21 protein-coding genes, 1 tRNA gene and 1 riboswitch are annotated in these 23,471 nt (G+C 38.7%); of the genes, 21 read left to right on the top strand and 1 reads right to left on the bottom strand.

The features are described from left to right. Positions 1 to 22 precede the first annotated feature (22 nt). From trxA to JN080_RS03490, 3 genes are all read left to right on the top strand, one after another. Entirely contained in the window at positions 23 to 337 is a 315-nt protein-coding gene (gene trxA, locus JN080_RS03500) for a thioredoxin (protein WP_256234518.1), read from the top strand. A gap of 121 nt (positions 338 to 458) precedes the next feature. Further along, a complete protein-coding gene (gene uvrC, locus JN080_RS03495; protein WP_256234517.1) occupies positions 459 to 2,234 on the top strand; it encodes an excinuclease ABC subunit UvrC in 1,776 nt (591 codons plus the stop codon). A gap of 69 nt (positions 2,235 to 2,303) precedes the next feature. Continuing rightward, positions 2,304 to 2,481: riboswitch (Lysine riboswitch) on the top strand. A 118-nt stretch (positions 2,482 to 2,599) separates the two neighbouring features. Continuing rightward, a complete protein-coding gene (locus tag JN080_RS03490) occupies positions 2,600 to 3,823 on the top strand; it encodes an aspartate kinase (protein ID WP_256234516.1) in 1,224 nt (407 codons plus the stop codon). A gap of 88 nt (positions 3,824 to 3,911) precedes the next feature. On the opposite strand, the gene JN080_RS03485 is transcribed toward JN080_RS03490, so the two are convergent. Next, complete coding sequence (locus tag JN080_RS03485) at positions 3,912 to 4,367, bottom strand: YslB family protein (protein WP_256234515.1); 456 nt, start codon at positions 4,365 to 4,367, stop codon at positions 3,912 to 3,914. 438 nt (positions 4,368 to 4,805) lie between these two features. Between JN080_RS03485 and JN080_RS03480 the strand changes: the two genes are divergently transcribed. From JN080_RS03480 to yihA, 18 genes are all read left to right on the top strand, one after another. Next, positions 4,806 to 5,417 carry a succinate dehydrogenase cytochrome b558 subunit gene (locus JN080_RS03480; protein ID WP_256234514.1) on the top strand — a complete coding sequence of 204 codons (612 nt, stop codon included), beginning with the start codon at positions 4,806 to 4,808 and terminating at the stop codon, positions 5,415 to 5,417. A 54-nt stretch (positions 5,418 to 5,471) separates the two neighbouring features. Next, positions 5,472 to 7,223, top strand: a complete 1,752-nt coding sequence (sdhA, locus tag JN080_RS03475) for a succinate dehydrogenase flavoprotein subunit (protein ID WP_256234513.1) — start codon at positions 5,472 to 5,474, stop codon at positions 7,221 to 7,223. Between the two features lie 23 nt (positions 7,224 to 7,246). Continuing rightward, positions 7,247 to 8,008, top strand: coding sequence for a succinate dehydrogenase iron-sulfur subunit (gene sdhB, locus JN080_RS03470; RefSeq protein WP_256234512.1), 762 nt, complete (start codon positions 7,247 to 7,249; stop codon positions 8,006 to 8,008). Between the two features lie 126 nt (positions 8,009 to 8,134). Continuing rightward, a complete protein-coding gene (locus JN080_RS03465; RefSeq protein ID WP_305473666.1) occupies positions 8,135 to 8,719 on the top strand; it encodes a class D sortase in 585 nt (194 codons plus the stop codon). Between the two features lie 180 nt (positions 8,720 to 8,899). After that, positions 8,900 to 9,124: a helix-turn-helix domain-containing protein gene (locus tag JN080_RS03460; protein ID WP_256234511.1), complete on the top strand. Its 225-nt coding sequence runs from the start codon at positions 8,900 to 8,902 to the stop codon at positions 9,122 to 9,124. Between the two features lie 204 nt (positions 9,125 to 9,328). Next, positions 9,329 to 9,775 (top strand): MarR family winged helix-turn-helix transcriptional regulator, encoded by a 447-nt coding sequence (locus JN080_RS03455; protein WP_256234510.1) that lies wholly within the window; start codon positions 9,329 to 9,331, stop codon positions 9,773 to 9,775. Positions 9,776 to 9,785: 10 nt separating this feature from the next. Further along, positions 9,786 to 10,580, top strand: coding sequence for a glutamate racemase (gene racE, locus JN080_RS03450; RefSeq protein ID WP_256234509.1), 795 nt, complete (start codon positions 9,786 to 9,788; stop codon positions 10,578 to 10,580). Between the two features lie 149 nt (positions 10,581 to 10,729). Next, the gene (locus tag JN080_RS03445) at positions 10,730 to 11,800 is read left to right on the top strand and encodes a GerMN domain-containing protein (protein ID WP_256234508.1); all 1,071 of its coding nucleotides are present in this window, start codon (positions 10,730 to 10,732) and stop codon (positions 11,798 to 11,800) included. Between the two features lie 115 nt (positions 11,801 to 11,915). Continuing rightward, a complete protein-coding gene (rph, locus tag JN080_RS03440) occupies positions 11,916 to 12,671 on the top strand; it encodes a ribonuclease PH (protein ID WP_256234507.1) in 756 nt (251 codons plus the stop codon). A 14-nt stretch (positions 12,672 to 12,685) separates the two neighbouring features. Then, entirely contained in the window at positions 12,686 to 13,294 is a 609-nt protein-coding gene (locus JN080_RS03435) for an XTP/dITP diphosphatase (protein ID WP_256234506.1), read from the top strand. Continuing rightward, entirely contained in the window at positions 13,291 to 13,800 is a 510-nt protein-coding gene (locus JN080_RS03430; RefSeq protein WP_256234505.1) for a metallophosphoesterase, read from the top strand. The genes JN080_RS03435 and JN080_RS03430 overlap by 4 nt, the downstream gene beginning before the upstream one ends. Positions 13,801 to 13,932: 132 nt before the next feature. Continuing rightward, positions 13,933 to 14,009, top strand: a tRNA-Arg gene (locus JN080_RS03425). A 184-nt stretch (positions 14,010 to 14,193) separates the two neighbouring features. Next, complete coding sequence (locus tag JN080_RS03420) at positions 14,194 to 15,231, top strand: tetratricopeptide repeat protein (RefSeq protein WP_256234504.1); 1,038 nt, start codon at positions 14,194 to 14,196, stop codon at positions 15,229 to 15,231. Between the two features lie 159 nt (positions 15,232 to 15,390). Next, a complete protein-coding gene (gene tig, locus JN080_RS03415; RefSeq protein WP_256234503.1) occupies positions 15,391 to 16,668 on the top strand; it encodes a trigger factor in 1,278 nt (425 codons plus the stop codon). Between the two features lie 376 nt (positions 16,669 to 17,044). Next, positions 17,045 to 18,313, top strand: a complete 1,269-nt coding sequence (gene clpX, locus JN080_RS03410) for an ATP-dependent protease ATP-binding subunit ClpX (RefSeq protein ID WP_256234502.1) — start codon at positions 17,045 to 17,047, stop codon at positions 18,311 to 18,313. Positions 18,314 to 18,513: 200 nt separating this feature from the next. Further along, on the top strand, positions 18,514 to 20,181 hold the full coding sequence (gene lonB / locus JN080_RS03405; protein WP_256234501.1) for an ATP-dependent protease LonB: 1,668 nt from the start codon (positions 18,514 to 18,516) through the stop codon (positions 20,179 to 20,181). A gap of 339 nt (positions 20,182 to 20,520) precedes the next feature. Beyond that, positions 20,521 to 22,848 carry an endopeptidase La gene (gene lon, locus JN080_RS03400; RefSeq protein WP_256234500.1) on the top strand — a complete coding sequence of 776 codons (2,328 nt, stop codon included), beginning with the start codon at positions 20,521 to 20,523 and terminating at the stop codon, positions 22,846 to 22,848. Beyond that, a complete protein-coding gene (gene yihA / locus JN080_RS03395; protein ID WP_256234499.1) occupies positions 22,845 to 23,426 on the top strand; it encodes a ribosome biogenesis GTP-binding protein YihA/YsxC in 582 nt (193 codons plus the stop codon). The genes lon and yihA overlap by 4 nt, the downstream gene beginning before the upstream one ends. Positions 23,427 to 23,471 lie beyond the last annotated feature (45 nt).

The following is a 23,471-nucleotide window of genomic DNA, read 5'->3' as shown; positions in this document are numbered from 1 at the left end:
TATTAAATAGGAGGCATTTCAAATGGCTATTACACACGTTACTGACCAAAACTTTGCTGAACAAACAAGTTCAGACTTAGTACTTGTTGACTTCTGGGCACCATGGTGCGGACCTTGCAAAATGATTGCTCCAGTTCTTGAAGAAATTGACTCCGAAATTGGAGATAAAGTAAAAATCGTCAAACTTGACGTAGATGAAAATCAAGAAACTGCTGCAAAGTATGGCGTTATGAGCATCCCTACTTTATTGGTTCTAAAAAATGGCGAAATAGTTGATAAGGTTGTTGGCTTCCAGCCAAAAGAAGCTTTATCAGGCGTTATCGAAAAGCATATCTAAGAAAGCTGAACCTTAGTCAGTAAAACTGGCTAAGGTTTTTCTTTTCCCATAAATCTTTACTTTTCTTTATATACGGTTTGTTTTAAAATTTAGGGATAAGTATTTTTTAGGGGTGGTCAGATTGAATAATATAATAAAGCAGAAGCTGACGCTATTGCCTGACCAGCCTGGCTGCTATTTAATGAAGGATCGTCAGGGTACCATCATATATGTAGGAAAAGCTAAAATTTTAAAGAATCGCGTCCGTTCTTATTTCACGGGCTCGCACGATGGGAAAACATTAAGGCTTGTTAATGAAATAGAGGACTTCGAATATATTGTTACTTCTTCCAATATCGAAGCACTTTTATTGGAAATCAATTTAATTAAAAAACATGATCCAAAATATAATATTATGCTTAAGGATGACAAGAGTTATCCATTTATTAAGCTTACGGCTGAACGTCATCCCAAATTGATCATCACAAGGAAGGTAAAAAAGGATAAAGGGAAATACTTTGGTCCCTATCCAAACGTTGGGGCTGCCAACGATACGAAGAAACTTCTTGACCGCCTATATCCGTTAAGAAAATGTTCAACCCTGCCGGATCGAGTGTGTTTATATTATCATTTAGGGCAATGCTTGGCACCTTGTGTCAATGAGGTTCATGAAGAGCAATATAAACAAATGATCGATGAGATTACTCGCTTTCTAAACGGCGGATATAAAGAAATTAAAAAAGAGCTGACTGAAAGAATGACGCTTGCCGCAGAAGAGCTGGACTTTGAAAGGGCCAAGGAGTTTCGTGATAGAATTGCGCATATTGAAACAACGATGGAAAAACAGAAAATGACCATGACTGACTTTACCGACAGAGATGTGTTTGGCTACGCTGTAGATAAGGGCTGGATGTGCGTACAAGTCTTTTTTGTCCGCCAAGGAAAGTTAATCGAGCGTGATGTCTCTATGTTTCCAATTTATGATGAGCCTGAGGAAGAAATTTTAACTTATCTCGGTCAGTTTTATACGAAAGCAAATCATCTTAAACCAAAGGAAATTCTCATACAGGATGAAATTGATCTATCTCTTGCTGAAGAACTTCTGCAAGTCAAAGTACTCCAGCCCCAGCGGGGACAGAAAAAAGAGCTTGTGAAATTAGCGATCAAGAATGCAAAAATTGCTTTGAATGAAAAGTTTTCATTAATTGAAAAAGATGAAGAACGGACCATTAAAGCTGTTGAAAATCTCGGTGAAATGCTGGGTATTTTTACTCCTCATCGAATCGAAACGTTTGATAACTCCAATATCCAAGGGGCTGACCCTGTTTCTGCCTTAGTTGTGTTTATCGATGGAAAAGCGAATAAACGAGAGTATCGAAAATATAAAATCAAAACAGTAACGGGTCCCGATGATTATGAATCCATGCGTGAAGTGGTACGAAGACGATATTCGAGGGTATTAAAAGAAAACCTGCCACTTCCAGATTTAATTATCATTGACGGGGGAAAAGGTCATATTGAAGCCGTCAGAGACGTGCTGGAAAATGAACTGGGGCTCGATGTTCCCTTATCAGGACTTGTGAAGGATGACAAACATCGTACATCGCAATTGCTTTACGGTAATCCGTTGGAAATAGTTCCACTTGCAAGAAACAGCCAGGAATTTTATTTATTACAACGGATACAGGACGAGGTTCACCGGTTTGCGATCACGTTTCATCGCCAGCTTCATGGTAAAAGTGCATTTCAGTCGATATTAGATGACATTCCTGGTATTGGTGCAAAACGCAAAAAGTTATTGTTAAAACATTTTGGTTCGGTTAAAAAGATGAAAGAAGCGGCTCTGGATGATTTTACATCCCTTGGAATCCCAAGTAATGCAGCACTTGAACTGATAAATAAACTACAAGAGTCTTAAGATTGTCAGAAAAATGGTACTGTGTTATAATTAGTAAAACTTTATATTACAATCACTTTATACTAGTAAAGTGAAGGTAGAGGTGCGAGCTTCAAGAGTAAAGGTCTGGAGAAGAGTGAGCTTTAATGAAGGACTTTGAAAGGGAATGTTCGCCGAAGTAAAGAAACACTCATTGTTTTCTTTGCTGGTCCTGTGTTGAATAAATACTGGATTGTCAAGACAACTGTCTTGGAGAGCTATCTCACATTGTATGCGAAAGATTTGTTTATTCTTCGTATTTCTAAGCAATGAGATGCCCTCTCATTGCTTTTTTATTTGTGGATAATCTTAAGACGTCATTATTTGTTTGGAAAGAAGGGAAAATTATGGGACTTATTGTCCAAAAATTCGGCGGGACATCAGTCGGAAGTGTGGAGAAAATTTTAAATGTAGCCCAATGTGTAAAAGAAGAAAAAGAACGGGGTAACAATGTGGTTGTCGTTGTTTCGGCAATGGGAAAGACAACAGACAAACTTGTTAATTTAGCAAAGGAACTATCTAGCCAGCCTAGTAAACGGGAAATGGATATGCTATTAACGACGGGTGAGCAAACAACGATTGCCCTATTGGCAATTGCACTTCAAGAGAAAGGTTTGGATGCTGTTTCTTACACTGGTTGGCAGGCGGGAATTTTGACAGAACCAGTACATAGCAATGCGAGAATTACCAAGATTCAAACGACTTCGATTGAAAAACAATTAGCAGACGGAAAAGTTGTCGTTGTAGCTGGATTTCAAGGTGTAACCGAAACGGGAGAAATTACAACCCTTGGACGCGGCGGTTCAGATACAACTGCAGTTGCTTTAGCGGCTGCTCTTGGAGCGGACAGATGTGACATTTATACAGATGTGACAGGTGTTTTTACAACTGATCCAAGGTATGTGAAAACTGCTCGCAAACTATTGGATATATCGTATGATGAAATGCTTGAACTAGCTAATTTAGGAGCAGGGGTATTGCACCCGAGGGCAGTGGAGTTTGCAAAGAATTATCATGTCAAACTTGAGGTCCGCTCAAGTATGGAAAAAATCGAAGGAACAGTGATTGAGGAGGAAGCCACATTGGAACAAAACTTAATTGTCCGGGGAGTAGCGTTTGAAGATCAAATTACAAGAGTAACGGTTTTAGGACTTGCCAATTCTTTGAGCAGCTTGTCCACTATTTTTACGACCCTTGCAGAACACCATATAAATGTAGATATTATTATTCAAAGCAAGACAGAGTCGGAAATGACAAACCTATCGTTTTCAATCAAAACCAATGATTTAAATGAGACATTAGCTGTTTTAGAAAATAACAAGTCTTTATTAAACTATGACCGGATAGAAGCGGAGAATGAACTAGCTAAAGTATCAATTGTTGGCTCTGGAATGATATCCAATCCAGGTGTAGCCGCTAAAATGTTTGAGGTGCTCGCATTTAGTCAAGTTGAAATAAAGATGGTAAGTACTTCTGAGATAAAAGTATCAGCTGTTGTAGAAGAAAAAAATATGGTCAAGGCCGTTGAAGCATTACATGATTCATTTGAACTGGGAGAAAAGCATAATTAATAATGAGAAAAAACCGGGCTCTGCCCGGTTTTTAAATTTGTCTAGCCCGAGCACCCAGCGACTAGTGTACTTCGCTAAACGGGTGCTTTCACTTTTCTAATTTATCTCTTTTATCCCACTTTACTGTAAATAGAACATTTTGAGCATGTTTAACAGGGTGCTCAAATGTTTCCGCAACAGCTTCTTTTTGATATTCAATTTGCTGTGCTAAAAAGCCTGCTTCTAATTGGAAAAAGTGCTCTGCCTTGGATTTAACCCGTGAAACAAGCAAGGGACTGATTAATTCAAACTCCAATTCATCCTTTTTTTCACTTTTTATCGTTAAATCGCCCCAGGCAGCTTGCGAGAAAAAGTGAATAATCTCATCAATCGTTTTTAAGGAATATTTTCTTGCGAGCCTTTTACCAGCCCAATAAAGAATTTCAGGTGTATCTTTTCCTAGAATATCAGGTAAAAGAACTTCCCTAATTAGTTCATATCCAAAGATTGAAATATTTCGCGGTTCATCGGAAAGGATAAGTTCGTCGGATCCATTTTCTTTCAATGCTCTCCCCTCTTTCTATCATTCTATTATATACAATCTACGCTTTCAGTAAGTACATTTTTTTCGAAAAAGTACTTACTCGTTTAGTTATTTCTTTTTTGGAAATCGACATTCATAGTGTAACAACTAAATGGACGAATAAACTGGAAACTTCTTCGCTGTTTTCTGGTAATTAATAGAATTTAAATAAGATATTTCAAAATGAGTGTCGAATCAGATAAAAACATGTCGTTTACTTTTAAAAAGTTTGATTTTTTGTGTAATTATCTGTATCCGGTTTCTTGACGCTAAAAGATGATGGGGGTAAAATGGACTTGTCACATAATTGTAAAAAAGATGTCTTTACATCATTTTTACTGTGATGATAGGTTAATTTTGAAACAACCGTGAATAAACGAGAAAAACCTTTCATCATACAAAACTAAAGGGGGTAAAATTGTGGCCGGTAATCGGGAGTTTGTTAATCGCAAATTGCACTCATTGTTGGGAGTTATTCCAGTAGGTCTATTCCTAATCGTGCATCTAACAGTCAATCATTTTGCTACAAGAGGGGAGGAACAATTTACAAAAGCTACAGGCGTTATGGAGGGCCTTCCATTCCTAATTGTCCTTGAACTAATTTTAATTTTCTTGCCTCTGTTGTACCATGCAATTTACGGGCTTTATATCGCGTTTACTGCTAAAAACAATGTTGGTCGCATGGGTTTTTTCCGCAACTGGATGTTTTTGCTTCAGCGTGTAACGGGCGTAATAACACTCATTTTTCTTGCTTGGCACGTCTGGGAAACCAAGATTGCATACATGATGGGTACAGTAACGAATTTTTATGACATGATGACTAACATTCTTTCATCACCATTTATGTTCTGGTTTTACGTAATAGGATTAATTAGTACAACTTTTCACTTTTCAAATGGGTTATGGTCATTCTGTGTTAGCTGGGGGATCACTATTTCACCCCGTTCGCAAAGAATATCTACATATGTAACAATGGTTGTATTTATTCTGTTAACCATTATTGGAATTCAAGATATATTAGCATTTGTTTAATAGTTTTAAGAAATAATATTTTGTATGGATTATAGATCTAGGGAGTGAGTCACGATGAGTAAAGGCAAGGTGATTATTGTCGGTGGCGGTTTAGCCGGCTTAATGGCAACCATTAAAGTTGCAGAATCGGGAACACCGGTTGAGTTATTCTCGCTTGTACCGGTAAAACGTTCTCACTCTGTTTGTGCCCAAGGTGGTATTAATGGAGCAGTAAATACAAAAGGTGAGGGAGACTCTCCTTGGATTCACTTTGATGATACAATTTACGGTGGGGACTTTTTAGCAAATCAGCCTCCTGTAAAAGCAATGTGTGAAGCTGCGCCTGGTATAATTCACTTGTTTGACCGGATGGGCGTTATGTTTAACCGTACACCAGAAGGACTACTTGACTTCCGCCGCTTTGGTGGAACAGAGTATCACCGAACAGCATTTGCAGGTGCAACGACGGGACAGCAGCTGCTGTATGCATTGGACGAGCAGGTTCGGCGTCACGAAGTAGCCGGTCTTGTTACAAAATACGAGGGCTGGGAATTTTTAGGTGCCGTATTAGACGATGATGGTGTTTGCCGTGGGGTTGTTACCCAAAACTTAACTACAATGGAAATTAAATCTTTTTCAGCTGATGCGGTTATTATGGCAACTGGAGGCCCCGGAATTATCTTTGGTAAAACAACAAACTCGGTAATTAACACGGGTTCAGCTGCTTCCATTTTGTATCAGCAAGGTGTTTATTATGCGAATGGTGAAATGATTCAAATTCATCCAACTGCCATTCCTGGTGACGATAAGCTTCGACTTATGAGTGAATCAGCTCGTGGTGAAGGCGGCCGGATTTGGACGTATAAAGACGGTAAACCTTGGTATTTCTTAGAAGAAAAATATCCTGCGTACGGAAACCTTGTACCACGCGATATTGCCACTCGAGAAATTTTCGATGTGTGTGTGAATATGAAACTTGGTATTAACGGAGAAAACATGGTTTATCTTGATCTTTCCCATAAAGATCCGCATGAATTGGACGTTAAGCTAGGTGGAATCATTGAAATTTATGAAAAATTCACCGGTGAAGATCCACATAAAGTTCCAATGAAAATATTCCCTGCAGTTCACTACTCAATGGGCGGCATGTGGGTTGATTTTGATCAAATGACGAATATTCCTGGCTTGTTTGCCTGTGGTGAGTGTGATTACTCTCAACATGGTGCAAACCGATTAGGAGCAAATTCATTACTTTCAGCAATCTATGGCGGAATGGTCGCTGGACCTAATGCCCTAAATTATATCGAAGGTCTTGAAAAGGGTTCAGATTCCGTTTCATCAACTGTATTTGATCGTCATGTCAAAGAACAACAAGAAAAATGGAATTCGGTCATGTCAATGGATGGAACTGAAAATGCGTACGTCCTTCATAAAGAGCTTGGTGAAATAATGACGAAAAACGTTACTGTAGTTCGTTACAATGACAAGTTGTTAGAAACGGATAATAAGATTCAAGAGCTTTTGCAACGTTATAAAAAGATCAATATTAATGATACGGCAAAATGGAGCAACCAAGGTGCCGCATTTACACGTCAATTACAAAATATGCTGCAATTGGCCCGCGTGATTACCCTTGGCGCTTACAATCGGAATGAGAGCCGTGGCGCGCATTTTAAGCCTGACTTCCCTGAACGTAATGATGAAGAATTCTTAAAAACAACAATGGCAAAATTCGTTAATGCAGAATCCGCTCCGGAACTCCATTACGAAGATGTCGACGTATCATTAATTAAACCAAGAATTCGCGATTATACGAAAAAACACTAATAGTAAAGGGGAGTGGGAGAAAGATGTCCGAAAATAAAACTGTAAAATTTATTATAAGTCGCCAGGCTGGACCTGACGCTGCTCCTTATCAGGAGGAATTTGAAATTCCATACCGCCCAAATATGAACGTTATTTCGGCTCTAATGGAAATTCGTAGAAATCCAGTAAATACAAAAGGTCAAAAAACTACACCAATTGCATGGGATATGAACTGTTTAGAAGAAGTTTGCGGTGCCTGCTCAATGGTTATCAATGGGAAGCCGCGCCAATCTTGTTCAGCACTTATTGACCACTTAGAGCAGCCTGTCCGTTTAGAACCAATGCGGACATTCCCGGTAGTCCGTGACTTACAGGTTGACCGAAGCCGAATGTTTGATTCATTAAAGAAAGTTAAAGCATGGATTCCAATCGACGGAACATATGATTTAGGACCTGGTCCACGTATGCCTGAGGTAAAGCGTCAATGGGCTTATGAGCTTTCAAAGTGTATGACATGCGGTGTTTGCCTTGAGGCTTGTCCAAATGTAAACAGCAAATCTAACTTTATTGGACCACAGCCATTATCACAAGTTCGTTTATTCAATGCACATCCAACTGGTGAAATGAATAAAGCTGAGCGTCTGGAAGCTATTATGGGTGACGGTGGTCTTGCAAATTGCGGTAATTCTCAAAACTGTGTACAATCTTGTCCAAAAGGTATTCCTTTAACTACATCGATTGCTGCATTAAACCGAGATGCAACTATCCAATCCTTTAAAAACTTCTTTGGCAGTGACCAAGTATAATTTTTTAAAAACCTCTTTTTCAATTAGGAAAAAGAGGTTTTTTTTTAAAAGGATAGTTTTCGTTGACAATATTAAACGTACATTTTTGTTATACTTATTTAAAATGTGTCGTAAAGAGGATCGTTTATGAAAATAAAATCATGGTTACCAAAAATTATTATAATCGCTGGTATTGTTGTATTGGGAATCGGGATATGGCAAATTATGAATGTGAGTAGTAAAACAAATGAAACTTTAGATAAAGCAAAACAACTCGTGGCAAAGAATCAGGTAAATCCTCCAAAGGGTAATCATAAAGGGGAAAATAGCCCAGCAAGCATTGGGGATACAATTGGTATTTTGGAGATTCCTAGAATAAAAGCGGAGTTGGCAATTGTTGAAGGAACGGACGAGGATGACCTTGAAAAAGGAGTAGGCCATTATAGAGGCTCTTCATTACCGGCTGAGCATGGCCAGATTGTTTTATCAGGGCATCGTGACACTGTTTTTCGCAGATTAGGGGAATTAAAAATTGATGACTCGTTAATTATCCAAAATTCTAAGGGATCCTATAAGTATAAAATCACCCATACAAAAATTGTAGATTCTAAGGATACAAGTATTATTACCCTTCAGAAGCAGAATGAAGAATTAATTGTAACGACTTGTTATCCATTCCGCTATATTGGGAACGCTCCAAAACGCTATATTATCTATGCTAAGCCAAGCTAATTTTGTTAAATCTGTAATTGTACAAGTAGGCAGAACTAGACTAACGTCTATTTTTTACAAATTCCTTCTCCTTTAAGGAAATACAGTCACTTCGATAGTTTCATTCACATATGATATCGTGACTAAAAATATACCCACCCCACGGTTCATAACTGGCGAAGGCAAGGAGGGTTACAATACTTGAAGGAGAATGAATATACTCACAAGCCATTACTCACCAAACGTGAAAAAGAAGTATTCGAACTGTTAGTACAAGACAAAACAACGAAAGAAATCGCTAGTGAATTATTTATCAGCGAGAAAACGGTTCGAAACCATATTTCAAATGCCATGCAAAAACTTGGTGTTAAAGGGCGTTCACAAGCGGTTGTAGAGCTCCTTCGTATGGGAGAGCTAGAACTTTAACAATGACCGGCATCCGTAATTGGAGGCCGGTTTTATATTTTAGATGAATGGCTTTTCGAAAACGTTTCTTGTTATTTTTTCTTGAAATTTAACGTAAAAAAGTAGAAAATAAAAAGAAATTAATAGGTTGTTTAATAATCATACAATTTGATTAGATCAAAAAGATATCAGGAAGCCTATTTAATGATAGGAGTTGGATGATTTATGAAACCCGAAAAAGCTGGCGGGGATATCATTGCAAATGTTGAAAAGGAATTACGCTACATAGCAGGGATCATCAAACAAAATGGCAGGGAGCTTTTAAGTGATTATACGATTACACCACCGCAGTTTGTTGCCTTGCAGTGGTTATTTGAAGATGGTGATATGACAATTGGTGAGCTTTCTACGAAAATATATACAGCCTGCAGCACAACAACAGATCTAATTGACAGGATGGAAAAAAATAATCTTGTCTTACGTATAAAGGATATAAATGACCGCCGCGTCGTTAGAATTCACCTGCTAGATGAAGGAAAAAGAATAATTGATGAAGTCATTAAAAAGCGTCAATGTTACTTGGAGGAAATATTAAAAAACTTTTCGGATAATGAAATAAAGGTCCTGCAAGAAAATTTAGTAAAACTGCATCAAGAAATGCGTAAAGAATGAGGCGAGATGTTTGATACAACCGATAGGTGTTATTGATTCTGGAGTCGGCGGATTGACGGTGGCCAAAGAGATCATGAGACAGCTGCCAAATGAACATATTATTTACTTAGGGGATACCGCCCGCTGCCCATATGGTCCGAGGTCACGTAGAGAAGTGAAAAGATTTACGTGGGAAATGACGACTTTCTTATTGCAAAAAAAGATCAAAATGCTTGTTATTGCTTGTAATACTGCAACAGCAGCGGCACTTGATGAAATCCAAAGAGAATTATCAATACCGGTTTTAGGAGTTATTAACCCAGGTGCACGGGCTGCAATAAAAAGTACAAAGAATTACCGGGTGGCCATTATTGGAACGGAAGGAACGGTAAAAAGTGGTGCCTATGAAAGAGCGTTAAAATCATTAAATAGTAGACTTTTTGTTACTAGTCTTGCCTGTCCAAAGTTTGTTCCACTTGTGGAGAGCGGGGAATATTCGGGATCGGTTGCAAGTAAACTAGTGGAAGAATCATTAAAACCGTTACTTGATCAAAACTTAGATACACTTATTTTGGGCTGTACCCATTATCCATTACTTGGACCGGTAATCAAAAGCTTCATGGGGGGAGAAGTAGATGTTATCAACTCGGGTGACGAAACTGCCCGGGAAATTAGCGCTATTCTTCAATACAAGGACATGCTGAGTATATGTGAAGACGAACCTATTCATGATTTTTATACTACCGGCTCGACAGCGATTTTTTCAAAAATAGCATCAGAGTGGCTTGGAATGCCAATTCAGAATGTGAAAAGAATAAAATTATGATCATATAGGCCGAACTTCTCAAAGTCTGGATTTTGGGAAATTCGGCTTTTTTTAGTAATATTTTTGTCCAATTTTCAATTTTTAAAATGGTCTAAATTTCTACCAAGCTCGTATATATGATAGTACAAACTGTCTTGGGAGGAATTCATATGTCCAGAAATAAAACAACTACCATTGTTTCAACGGTATTTGCATCATCACTTCTTTTGTCTGGATGCGGGTTGTTTGGAAATGAAGTGCAAAAGAAAATAGATCCGCCAAAAGATGTAACGATTGTAAAAGATAGCAATTCAGCTGTGACAACTACAAAAAAGGCAACAGAAACAGCGAAAAAGGACAATAAAACAGGTGAAATGGTTAAAACAGAGCTTTATTTAGTTGATAAAAATGGCTATGTGGTTCCACAAACAATTGCACTCCCCAAAACATCCTCAGTTGCTAAACAAGCCCTAGAATATTTAGTTGCAGACGGCCCTGTTTCAGAATTGCTTCCAAAGGGATTCCAGGCCGTATTACCTGCAGGGACTGAAGTAACTGTAGAAGTAAAAGATGGAGTAGCATCTGTTGATTTTTCAAAGGAATTTAAAAATTATCAAGCTAAGGATGAAATGAAAATACTTCAATCAGTTACTTGGACACTTACGCAATTTAATTCAATAAAAAACGTTAAGCTCTCACTGGCTGGTCAGCCGCTAAAGAAAATGCCAGTTTCCGGAACACCGGTTGGTGACAATCTTTCGAGAGCAAGTGGGATCAATATTGATACCGCAGATGCACTTGATATAACCAATACAAGGCCAGTAACGGTTTATTATATTGGTGGTGATGAAGGTTCATACTATTATGTCCCTGTAACACGCAGAGTCAGCAATCAGGTTAAAGACAATATAACAGCAGTTGTTGATGAGCTTGTGAAGGGCCCAAGTTACTCATCTAACCTTGTAACCGACTTTGTGTCAGGAGTGAAGCTTCTTGAGCCGCCAAAGGTTGATAATGAGAAAGTTACCTTGAATTTTAATGAGTCTATTTATGGCAGCTTTAAAGAAAAAGTAGTTTCCCAGCATTTATTAGATGCACTTGTATTATCGATTACAGAACAACAGGGAATAAAAGAAGTAGTAGTGGAAGTAAAAGGTAAAACAGAACTAGTAAAAGAGGATGGGAAAAAGTTGACTGCCCCGGTTACAAGACCAGAAAAAGTAAACACAGCCAGTTTTTAATCAAACTATTTTTGTTATACTATATAATGAAAATGAAAGAGGTGGACTGCCAGTGCCGCCTCTTCTTTTTATAAATATGAAAATGGGCTTTGGGCCCATCAAAGGAGGATAAGCTGTGCGAGTCGATGGCAGAGAACCAGTTCAGTTAAGACCTATACATATTGAAACTAATTATTTAAAACATCCTGAGGGCTCAGTGCTTATATCGGTTGGAGATACAAAAGTGATTTGTGCTGCAAGTATTGAAGAAAGAGTTCCTCATTTTATGAGAGGGGAAGGAAAAGGGTGGATAACGGCAGAATATTCAATGTTGCCAAGAGCAACAGAACAAAGAAACATTCGGGAATCTTCAAAAGGAAAAGTCTCCGGTAGGACAATGGAAATACAACGGCTTATTGGGAGAGCACTTCGCGCCATTGTTGATCTAAGTGCGATCGGGGAGAGAACGGTTTGGATCGATTGTGATGTGATACAAGCAGATGGAGGCACCCGGACCGCTTCTATTACTGGAGCCTTTGTGGCAATGGCTTACGCGTTAAATAACTTAGTTGAAAAACGGTCACTTTCCAAATTTCCGATTACTGATTTCCTAGCTGCAACGAGCGTAGGGATTCTAAAAAACAATCAAGTAGTTCTCGATCTCAATTATTCTGAGGATTCAAGTGCTCAGGTTGATATGAATATTGTCATGACAGGAAATGGAGAATTTGTTGAGCTACAAGGAACGGGTGAAGAAGCTACTTTTTCTCAAACACAGCTCCAAGAATTACTTGGAGTGGGCCAGGAAGGGTTAGTAGAGCTATTTGAGCACCAAAGAACTGCACTTGGAGAGGAAATAACCAAAAAAATAGAAGCTAGACGAAAAAAATAAGGGAGAGTATTTTAATGAAAGAAGTTGTCATTGCGACGAAAAATAAAGGGAAAGCAAGAGAATTCGAAGCGATCTTTGCACCGAGAGGATTTGCCGTTCGTACGTTGCTTGATTATCCAGAGATAGCTGATATTGAAGAGACTGGCCACACCTTTGAAGAAAATGCGATCATAAAAGCTGAAGCTGTTGCTGCCATGCTGAATAAAATAGTGATGAGCGATGATTCCGGTTTGATTATCGATCCATTAGAAGGAAGACCTGGCATTTATTCAGCCAGGTATGCAGGTGAACAAAAGGATGATCAGGCAAACATCGATAAGGTATTGAATGAATTGGCCGGTGTACCTTCAACTAAACGAACAGCCCGATTTTACTGTGCACTTGCTTTAGCTGTTCCAGGTCAAAAAACACAGACTGTTTCAGGTACCTGTGAGGGTCAGATCCTAGAAGAACGAAGAGGTACCAACGGTTTTGGCTATGATCCGATTTTTTTGGTTACTGAAAAAGGGCTTTCAATGGCAGAGCTGCCATCCGAAGAAAAAAACCAGCTTAGCCATAGGGCTAAGGCAATTAAAAAGCTGGATGCTGTTTTGGATTCTATTTTGGATAGGGATCTATCATGAGTAAGATTCTTGTCGTCAGTGACAGTCATGGCTTAACGAAGGAGCTTGAGGCATTGAAGGAGCGGTATCGTGATGGGGTTGATTTAATGATCCATTGCGGTGACTCGCAGTTAATGGCTGATGATAAGGATATGGCTGGCTTTGTTGCCGTCAGGGGGAACTGTGACTTTGATTCTCGGTACCCGATGGACAGATTGGAAGAGATCGCTGGAAAAAAGGTTTATGTTACACATGGACATAAATATTCTGTGAAAACATCGTTAATGAATCTTCATTACCGTGCAAGCGAAGTACAGGCAGATATTGTATGTTTCGGCCACTCGCATGTATTAGGAGCGGAAATGATTGCCGGAGTTTTGTTTTTAAACCCGGGGAGTATCTTTCTTCCACGTGAGCGTCGTGAGAAAACTTATGTAATTCTGGACTTGGTCGAGGGACAAATTCATTTGTCCGTCTTTGAGTTGAATGGAAGAAAAATTCCAGAATTATCACGTAACTTTGTTTAGTCATATTTGGAAATCATTGCATACTATAATGGAGAGAGTAGCTTTTTTCTCTCCATTACTTTTTTAATAAAATATTGTTGACATTTTATAGAGAGGAATATATAATAAATCTTGTCTTTGATAATTAAATACGTCCCAGTAGCTCAGCTGGATAGAGCAACGGCCTTCTAAGCCGTGTGTCGGGGGTTCGAATCCCTCCTGGGACGCCATTGCTTACACCAATTAATTACATACCAAAATTTAACTCATCCAACAAGGTGGGTTTTTTTATGTTTATAAAAAGTCGACTTGCAAACAAAATAATTTACAGTCATAACGTAGTTGTCAAGTTTTGTCTTTTTCTCTTTTCCATGCTAAACTATTTTTCAATACAACACTGAGGACGGTAAAAAAATGAAAAAACGGGAACCGGTAAGGAAAAAGGATAACGTAATCTACTTTCCCGAGCTTGAAAAGCGATTAACCGAGAAAGGTCTAGAAAGCCTGAAAACGAAAAGATACAATGAAGCTATTCATTATTTAGAAGGCGCCAAGGAATTAGATCCGGAAAACGAAGATATTCTAATTGGCCTTGTCCTTGCCTACTTTGAAGCAGGAGCCTACCAAAAAGCAAAGGATCTCGCCAAAGAAATGCTTTTATTAGGAATGGGCGATTATTTTCAAATGGTTGACCTATACTTAACGATCCTTATCCAGCTTCATGAATACACTGAAATAGTCACAACGATTGAGGCGTTACTAGAGGAATGGGAAATACCACCAGACCGGAATGAACATTTTTTAAACATTCTTCAATTTAGCAGACGAATGGCTGAAAATGAGCATCCGGACGAAGAGGAAGAAAAAGAGGGAAGCTCAATAGCAGGAGATCACAGAAAAGAGCTAAAGCTTTATTCATTAATGGATCCAAATGAGCAAATGCTCCTTGTCTCCGAGCTTACTGATAAAAATATCCGACCCTATCTCCAGGAAATTCAAGACTATTTACGATCTGACCTGGGTCATCCATTCTTTAAGACCATGCTTTTAAATCTATTAAAGGATCAAGACTATGATCAGGAAGTGATGGTCCATAAATTTAAGCTTGAAAACAGTTTTGTTCCGAACGCTCTGCCTGAAATAAGTTCACAGCCAAGAATGGAGACGATCATTGAACTTGTAAAAGAGAAATTAGAAAATAACGATCCGATTCTTTTTCAAAATATTAAAAGCTTAGTGGAACGTCATTTTTTAATTACGTATCCATTTATTCTAGAACCATTAGACCCAAATGCATGGGCAGCGGGCTTCCATTTTATTGCATTACAGTACTATGGCGACGAACCGCAGAGAAGCCATTTTACCTGTGAATATGACATTTCTATAGAAGAATTAGAAGCAGCAGTCCATCGTATAAAGGAAATAGAAGAAATTTCTTATCCGATAATTTAGCTGTGGATATTGAAACAAAACAAACCTATGTTATAATGTAGTGGTTGCATTGTGTAAAAATAAGATTTTACATAATAATGAATAGTACTTGATGGACAAGACATATTCACCCAATTTGTTACGAATGAAATGAGAATAGATTGTTGGAGGGAAAATCGAATGACTGCAAAGTGGGAAAAGTTAGAAGGAAACAGTGGCGTTCTTACTGTTGAAGTAAGTGCTGACAAAGTAAACGAAGGTTTAGATGAAGCATTTAAAAAGGTTGTCAAACAAGTAAATGTACCAGGCTTCCGTAAAGGAAAAATGCCCCGTGCCATGTTTGAAAAACGTTTTGGTGTAGAATCACTTTATCAAGATGCCCTTGATATCCTTCTTCCAGAAGCATATGGAAATGCGATCGATGAAACAGGAATTGAGCCAATTGACCGTCCTGACATCGATATCGAACAAATGGAAAAAGGAAAAGAACTGATCTTCAAAGCAACTGTTACTGTTAAACCTGAAGTGAAGTTAGGTGAATACAAAGGCCTTGAAGTAGAAGATTTCGATACAAACGTTACAGATGAAGATATTACGAAAGAATTAGAAGCACTTCAAAGCCGTCATGCTGAACTTGTTGTCAAAGAAGATGGCAAAGCTGAAAATGGCGATACAGTCGTAATCGACTTTGAAGGTTTTGTTGATGGAGAAGCTTTCGAAGGTGGAAAAGCAGAGAATTATTCCCTTGAATTAGGTTCTAACTCTTTCATTCCTGGCTTTGAAGAGCAGTTAGTTGGATTAGCTGCTGGCGAATCAAAGGATGTAGAAGTATCATTCCCTGAAGAGTATCATGCGGCTGAATTAGCTGGAAAACCTGCAGTATTTAAAGTTACACTTCATGAAATTAAAGCAAAGGAACTTCCTGAGCTTGATGATGAATTTGCTAAAGATGCAGATGATGAAGTAGAATCACTTGATGAATTAAAAGAAAAAATTAAAACCCGTTTAAAGAGTAGCAAAGAACATGAAGCAGAGCATCATCTTCGTGATACAGTTGTTGAAAAAGCAGCTGCAAATGTTGAAGTTGAAATTCCAGACGTCATGATTAACACTGAAATAAACCGTATGATGCAAGAATTTGAACAACGTCTGCAAATGCAAGGAATGAATTTAGAGCTTTACTTCCAATTCTCAGGTCAAGATCAAAACGCACTTCGTGAACAAATGAAAGAAGAAGCAGAAAAACGTGTTCGTTTTAACTTGACATTAGAAGCAATTGCTAAAGCAGAAAATCTCGAAGCAACAGAAGAAGATGTTGATGCAGAATTAGCAAAAATGGCTGAAATGTATAACATGACAGTTGAAAATATTAAAGCTGCACTTGGCGGGGTTGAAGGTATTAAAGCTGACCTTAAGCTTAACAAAGCAGTAGATTTCCTTGTTGCAAATAAAAAATAAGCAAAAACAGAAAACAAGGCACGATAAAATCGTGTCTTGTTTTATACAATTAGCAAATTACATATTATAATAGAGGTAAGGAGATTGGACTGGGAAAATTTCTACATAGTTAATTTTAGAAAAAGTGGTGGTTGTTCCGACTTAATCGATTCATTAATGGTTAAGCTTAAGTGAGTACATAAATTATCTCTTACTTGAGGTGTCAAACAAAGCAAGAGCTAGTAACATAACAATTACAAGAGTTTTTATTTCCCGTCCATTGACTAAATATGTTACAATGCAATACATATAACGCTGGAAAAATAAATAAGCTCTTAGTGTTGTTTGGCATTCGCTGCTTTTAAGAATAGAATAGATGTTTTCAAGGGGTGAAAGGATGTTTAAATTTAATGATGAAAAAGGGCAGTTAAAATGTTCCTTCTGTGGTAAAACTCAGGATCAGGTTCGTAAGTTAGTTGCTGGACCTGGAGTATATATTTGTGATGAATGTATTGAGTTGTGCACAGAAATTGTTGAAGAAGAGCTTGGAACCGAAGAAGAAGTAGAATTTAAAGATGTACCAAAACCAAGAGAAATTCGCGAAATATTGGATGAGTATGTTATTGGTCAAGACCAAGCAAAGAAATCGCTTTCAGTTGCGGTTTATAACCACTATAAACGTATAAATTCTAATAGTAAAATTGATGATATTGAACTTTCAAAAAGTAACATTTGTATGATTGGACCGACTGGTAGTGGAAAAACACTCCTCGCTCAAACACTAGCGCGCATTTTAAATGTTCCGTTTGCAATTGCAGATGCTACATCGTTAACAGAAGCAGGCTATGTTGGGGAAGATGTTGAAAATATCTTATTAAAATTGATCCAATCTGCTGACTATGATGTGGAAAAAGCAGAGAAGAGCATCATTTATATTGACGAAATTGATAAAATTGCCCGGAAGTCAGAAAACCCTTCCATTACAAGAGATGTTTCCGGTGAAGGTGTACAGCAGGCTTTGTTGAAAATTCTTGAAGGTACTGTTGCGAGCGTTCCCCCTCAAGGCGGAAGGAAACACCCACACCAAGAATTTATTCAAATCGATACAACGAATATTTTATTTATTTGCGGTGGGGCTTTTGATGGGGTTGACACCATTATTAAAAGACGCTTAGGGCAAAAAGTAATTGGATTCGGCTCTGATAACAAGCAGCAGCTTGAACTTGGACATAAAGAGTTACTTTCCAAGGTCTTACCTGAAGATTTACTTCGCTTTGGTTTAATTCCTGAATTTATTGGACGACTTCCAGTTATCGCAAGCCTTGAGCAGCTTGATGAAAGTGCACTAATTGAAATTTTGACTAAGCCAAAGAATGCTCTCGTTAAGCAATATCAAAAAATGCTTGAGCTAGACGATGTCGAATTGGAATTTGAAGAAGATGCACTAAAAGAAATTGCGAAAAAAGCAATCGAGCGAAAAACAGGAGCACGTGGATTGCGCTCAATAATTGAAGGAATCATGCTTGATGTTATGTTTGATTTACCTTCACGAGATGATATTACAAAGTGTGTCATTACCCAAGAGACAGTTACCGAAAACAGCCTTCCAAAATTAATATTAGAAGATGGAACGGTTGTTGAAGAAGAAAAAAAAACATCCGCTTGATAGAAAAGCGGCAACGTCGGCACTAGCACATCCTGTGCGTCGAAGCTAGACAAAGAAAATTTAAAAGCGATAAAAGAGGCCAGGCAAATTGCCTGGCCTCTTTTATTCATAATACAATATTCTTATTCCTTGTTTATTCCCACTTCTTACAGGAAATACTAAAAGAAATTGATTAGTATTTAGTTGCAGGAGGGAATAGGATGAGTTGGACGGGGATCGCCTTATTTATACAACTATTTTTCGGTATTATCATTGGTCTCTATTTTTGGAACTTACTAAGAAATCAAAGGACACAAAAGGTTTCCATTGATCGGGAATCCCGTAAGGAAATGGAACAGCTGCGAAAAATGAGGTCGATAGCACTGACAGAACCACTTTCAGAGAAAGTGCGACCAACTAGCTTTCAGGATATTGTTGGGCAGGAGGATGGAATTAAATCCTTAAAAGCTGCATTATGTGGACCGAATCCTCAGCATGTAATTATTTATGGACCTCCAGGAGTTGGGAAAACTGCAGCGGCTCGACTTGTGTTAGAGGAAGCAAAAAAGAATGCTAAATCGCCGTTTTCTCCTAGTTCTGTTTTTGTTGAATTGGACGCAACAACAGCAAGATTTGATGAGCGGGGAATTGCAGACCCGTTGATTGGATCCGTGCATGATCCGATTTACCAAGGGGCAGGGGCTATGGGGCAGGCAGGGATTCCACAACCAAAGCAAGGAGCAGTAACAAATGCTCATGGCGGAGTTTTGTTCATCGATGAAATCGGTGAACTGCATCCAATCCAAATGAATAAACTTCTTAAGGTATTGGAGGACCGAAAAGTATTTTTGGAAAGTGCTTATTACCATGAGGAAAACAACCAAATACCTACCCATATACATGATATTTTTAAAAATGGGCTACCGGCAGACTTCCGGCTAATCGGCGCTACAACGCGGACCCCAAGTGAGATTCCACCGGCAATCCGCTCACGTTGTATGGAGGTTTTTTTCAGGGACTTAACCCAAGAGGAAATTTTCAGCGTTGCAAAAAATGCGGCAGACAAAGTCAATTTGTCGATCCAGGAAACAGGGCTAAATACGTTGGCTAACTATGCAAGAAATGGCAGGGAAGCTGTCAATATGATTCAAATTGCGGCGGGGTTAGCGATTACTGATGATCGTGATTACATAAAAGATGAGGAAATTGAATGGGTCATTCACTCGAGCCAATTGTCGCCTCGAATGGAAAGAAAGATTCATAATAATTCTAGCATTGGCCTAGTAAATGGACTGGCTGTATTTGGTCCGAATTCCGGGGCTCTTCTCGAAATTGAGGTAACAGCGATTCCGGCCAAAGAGAAGGGGTCCATTAACATTACCGGTATAGTGGACGAAGAAAGTATTGGGACCCAAGGAAAATCGATTCGCCGTAAGAGCATGGCGAGAGGTTCAATTGAAAATGTCATAACTGTTTTGCGTTCAATGGGAGTGCCCGCTGATGAATTCGATATTCATGTGAATTTTCCAGGCGGAGTTCCAATTGATGGACCATCTGCCGGGATTGCTATGGCAACAGGGATTTATTCTGCAATTTATAAAATTCCAGTCGACAATGAAATTGCCATGACCGGGGAGATTGGAATCCATGGGAATGTCAAGCCAATTGGCGGTGTTTATCCAAAGGTAGTGGCAGCCAAAAAGGCAGGGGCAAAAATGGTCATTATTCCTGAAGAAAATTTACAAACGATCCTAGGTGAAATAAAAGGGATCAACATTGTGCCTGTTAACCATCTTAATGAGGTGTTTGAACAAGCGCTCGTAAAAATGCAGCATAAGCATGAAGCAATCCCAGCGTCGATTGAATTATCTAAAAAGGAAACGATATAAAGGAAAGCGCCGGAGCTAGACAGTTCTTATAGTGTAAACCTTCTATTTTCTTATCTTTTTAATTGGACTCCCTCTCCTTCATTCATTAAAGAAGTGGTAGTTTTCGAAATCTAGAAAAAAACTTCGGTTCGGTGATTCAATCCGAAGTTTTTTTCTATTTTAGGGGAAAATAACTCTCAGATGATATCTTGGGGGACACATATTAAGACATCTTGAAGAATGTTTTTACAAAATTCCCTTAGATTAGACACTTACCTATAAATAGGATAAAATTTGTACAAAGACTAATCTTACTTAATAAGCGCAAGTGTAAAATTTCTTATTTGGAGGTGCTAAATATTGGAAAAAACAGAACAGGTATTAATTCCACTATTGCCGCTTCGGGGGCTGCTTGTATATCCGACAATGGTTCTTCATTTAGATGTAGGTCGTGATAAGTCGGTACAATCGCTTGAAAAGGCAATGGTTGATGATCATTTAATATTCTTAACAACACAAAAGGAAATATCGATTGATGAACCATCTGAAGATGACTTATACAACGTGGGCACGATAACAAAGGTAAAACAAATGCTAAAACTCCCAAATGGAACGATCCGAGTTTTGGTTGAAGGGTTACAAAGAGGTAAGATCCTTTCTTTTCATGACGAAGACACTTATCTTGCTGTAACGGTTGAGCCATATGAAGAAACAGACATTAAAGATGTTGAAGACGAAGCATTAATGAGAACCATGCTTAATTACTTTGAACAATACATAAAATTATCAAAAAAAATATCGGCTGAAACATATGCGTCTGTTACAGACATTGAAGAACCGGGACGAATGGCCGATATTATTGCATCACACCTGCCATTAAAGCAAAAAGAAAAGCAGGAAATCCTTGAAACCCTTGAAGTAAAAGACCGAATGAATCGCGTGATTGATATCATTCATAATGAAAAAGAAGTACTAAATCTCGAAAAGAAAATTGGCCAACGTGTCAAACGTTCAATGGAAAGAACCCAAAAGGAATATTATTTACGGGAACAAATGAAAGCTATTCAGAAAGAACTAGGTGATAAGGAAGGTAAAACAGGCGAAATAGCCGACTTTACTGAGAAAATTGACAAAGCCGGGATGCCGGATCATGTCAAACAAGCTGCATTAAAGGAACTTGACCGCTATGAAAAGGTTCCAACTAGCTCCGCTGAGAGTTCGGTAATCCGAAATTATATTGAATGGCTCTTAAGCTTACCGTGGATAGAAAAGACGGAAGATGACCTTGATATCCACCGGGCGGAAAGAATTTTAAACCAAGACCATTATGGACTTGAAAAAGTCAAAGAACGTGTGTTGGAATATTTGGCTGTTCAGCAGCTCACTCATTCATTAAAGGGTCCGATCCTTTGTCTTGCCGGACCTCCAGGTGTTGGTAAAACGAGCCTTGCCCGCTCCATTGCAAAATCATTAAAACGAAAATTTGTTCGAGTATCCCTTGGCGGCGTCCGCGATGAATCTGAAATTCGGGGTCATCGAAGGACCTATGTGGGCGCAATGCCTGGACGGATTATTCAGGGAATGAAAAAAGCAGGAACGGTTAATCCGGTCTTTTTACTAGACGAAATTGATAAAATGTCGAACGATTTTCGTGGAGACCCTTCTTCGGCCATGCTCGAAGTACTCGACCCAGAACAGAACAATAATTTTAGTGACCATTATATTGAAGAACCATATGATTTATCCAAGGTAATGTTTATTGCAACAGCCAATAACTTAGCTACCATTCCTGGTCCGCTTCTTGATCGTATGGAGATTATTTCCATTGCTGGTTATACTGAGATTGAAAAGGTTCATATAACAAAAGATCATTTGCTTCCAAAACAGCTTCAAGAACATGGACTTTCAAAGGGAACTTTACAAATTCGTGATGAAGCGGTTTTACGAGTGGTTCGCTATTATACACGTGAAGCAGGTGTTCGGAGTCTCGAACGGCAATTGGCATCCATTTGTCGTAAAACAGCCAAAATCGTGGTTTCTGGCGATAAAAAGCGTGTTGTTATTACCGACAAGAACCTTGAAGAGTTTTTAGGAAAACCAAGGTTCCACTATGGACAGGCTGAACTGGTAGATCAAGTAGGGGTAGCAACTGGACTAGCCTATACAACAGTCGGCGGGGATACACTGCAAATTGAAGTTTCTCTTTCACCTGGAAAAGGAAAACTTATCTTAACAGGTAAACTGGGAGATGTTATGAAGGAATCAGCACAAGCGGCCTTTAGTTATGTTCGCTCAAAAACGAAGGAGTTTGGGATTGACGAAGATTTCCACGAAAAATATGATATTCATATTCATGTCCCTGAAGGAGCCGTTCCAAAGGATGGGCCTTCAGCAGGAATCACAATTGCAACTGCACTTGTTTCGGCGCTAACAGGAAAAGCGATCCGCAGAGAGGTTGGTATGACAGGGGAAATCACATTACGGGGAAGAGTTCTACCAATTGGTGGCTTAAAGGAAAAGTCACTTGGTGCTCACAGGGCAGGATTAACAAAAATTATTCTTCCAAAGGACAATGAAAAGGATATTGATGATATTCCTGAAACCGTAAGAAATGATTTGGAATTTGTTCTTGTCTCTAATGTCGATGAAGTATTAAGTCATGCCCTTGTTGAAGGTGCTGCTGAATGAAAGTTACAAGTTCGGATATTGTCATTAGTGCGGTAAAACCTGCCCAATACCCTGACACAACATTACCTGAGTTTGCGTTAGCGGGGCGGTCAAATGTCGGGAAATCGTCCTTTATCAATAAGATGCTAAACCGGAAAGGGTTAGCACGGATCTCTTCAAAACCAGGGAAGACCCAGACATTAAATTTTTACTTAATCAACGAAATTCTTCATTTTGTGGACGTACCCGGTTATGGCTACGCAAAGGTTTCCAAATCGGAACGAGAAGCGTGGGGGAAAATGATTGAGACATACTTTATGAGCAGAGAGCAATTAAAGGCAGCAGTATTAATCGTGGACTTACGACATCCGCCCTCAAAAGATGATCAAATGATGTATAATTTTTTGAAGCATTACGAAATTCCCTGTGTGGTGATCGCCACAAAGGCTGACAAAATTCCAAAAGGAAAATGGCAGAAGCATTTAAAGGTCACAAAAGAGACATTGGACCTTGAAAAAAGTGACCATCTTATTCTCTTTTCTTCTGAAACAGGACTGGGGAAGGATCAAGCTTGGACGGTTTTGGAAAGCTATATATAAGAAAAGCGCAAGCGCCTGTTTAGCGAAGTACACTAGTCGCTGGGC

This window comes from Bacillus sp. EB600 (assembly GCF_024494385.1).
Lineage (GTDB): Bacteria > Bacillota > Bacilli > Bacillales > Cytobacillaceae > JAEVLT01.
Note: the sequence above shows the minus strand (reverse complement) of the source record. Positions and strands in the feature narration are given on the sequence as shown.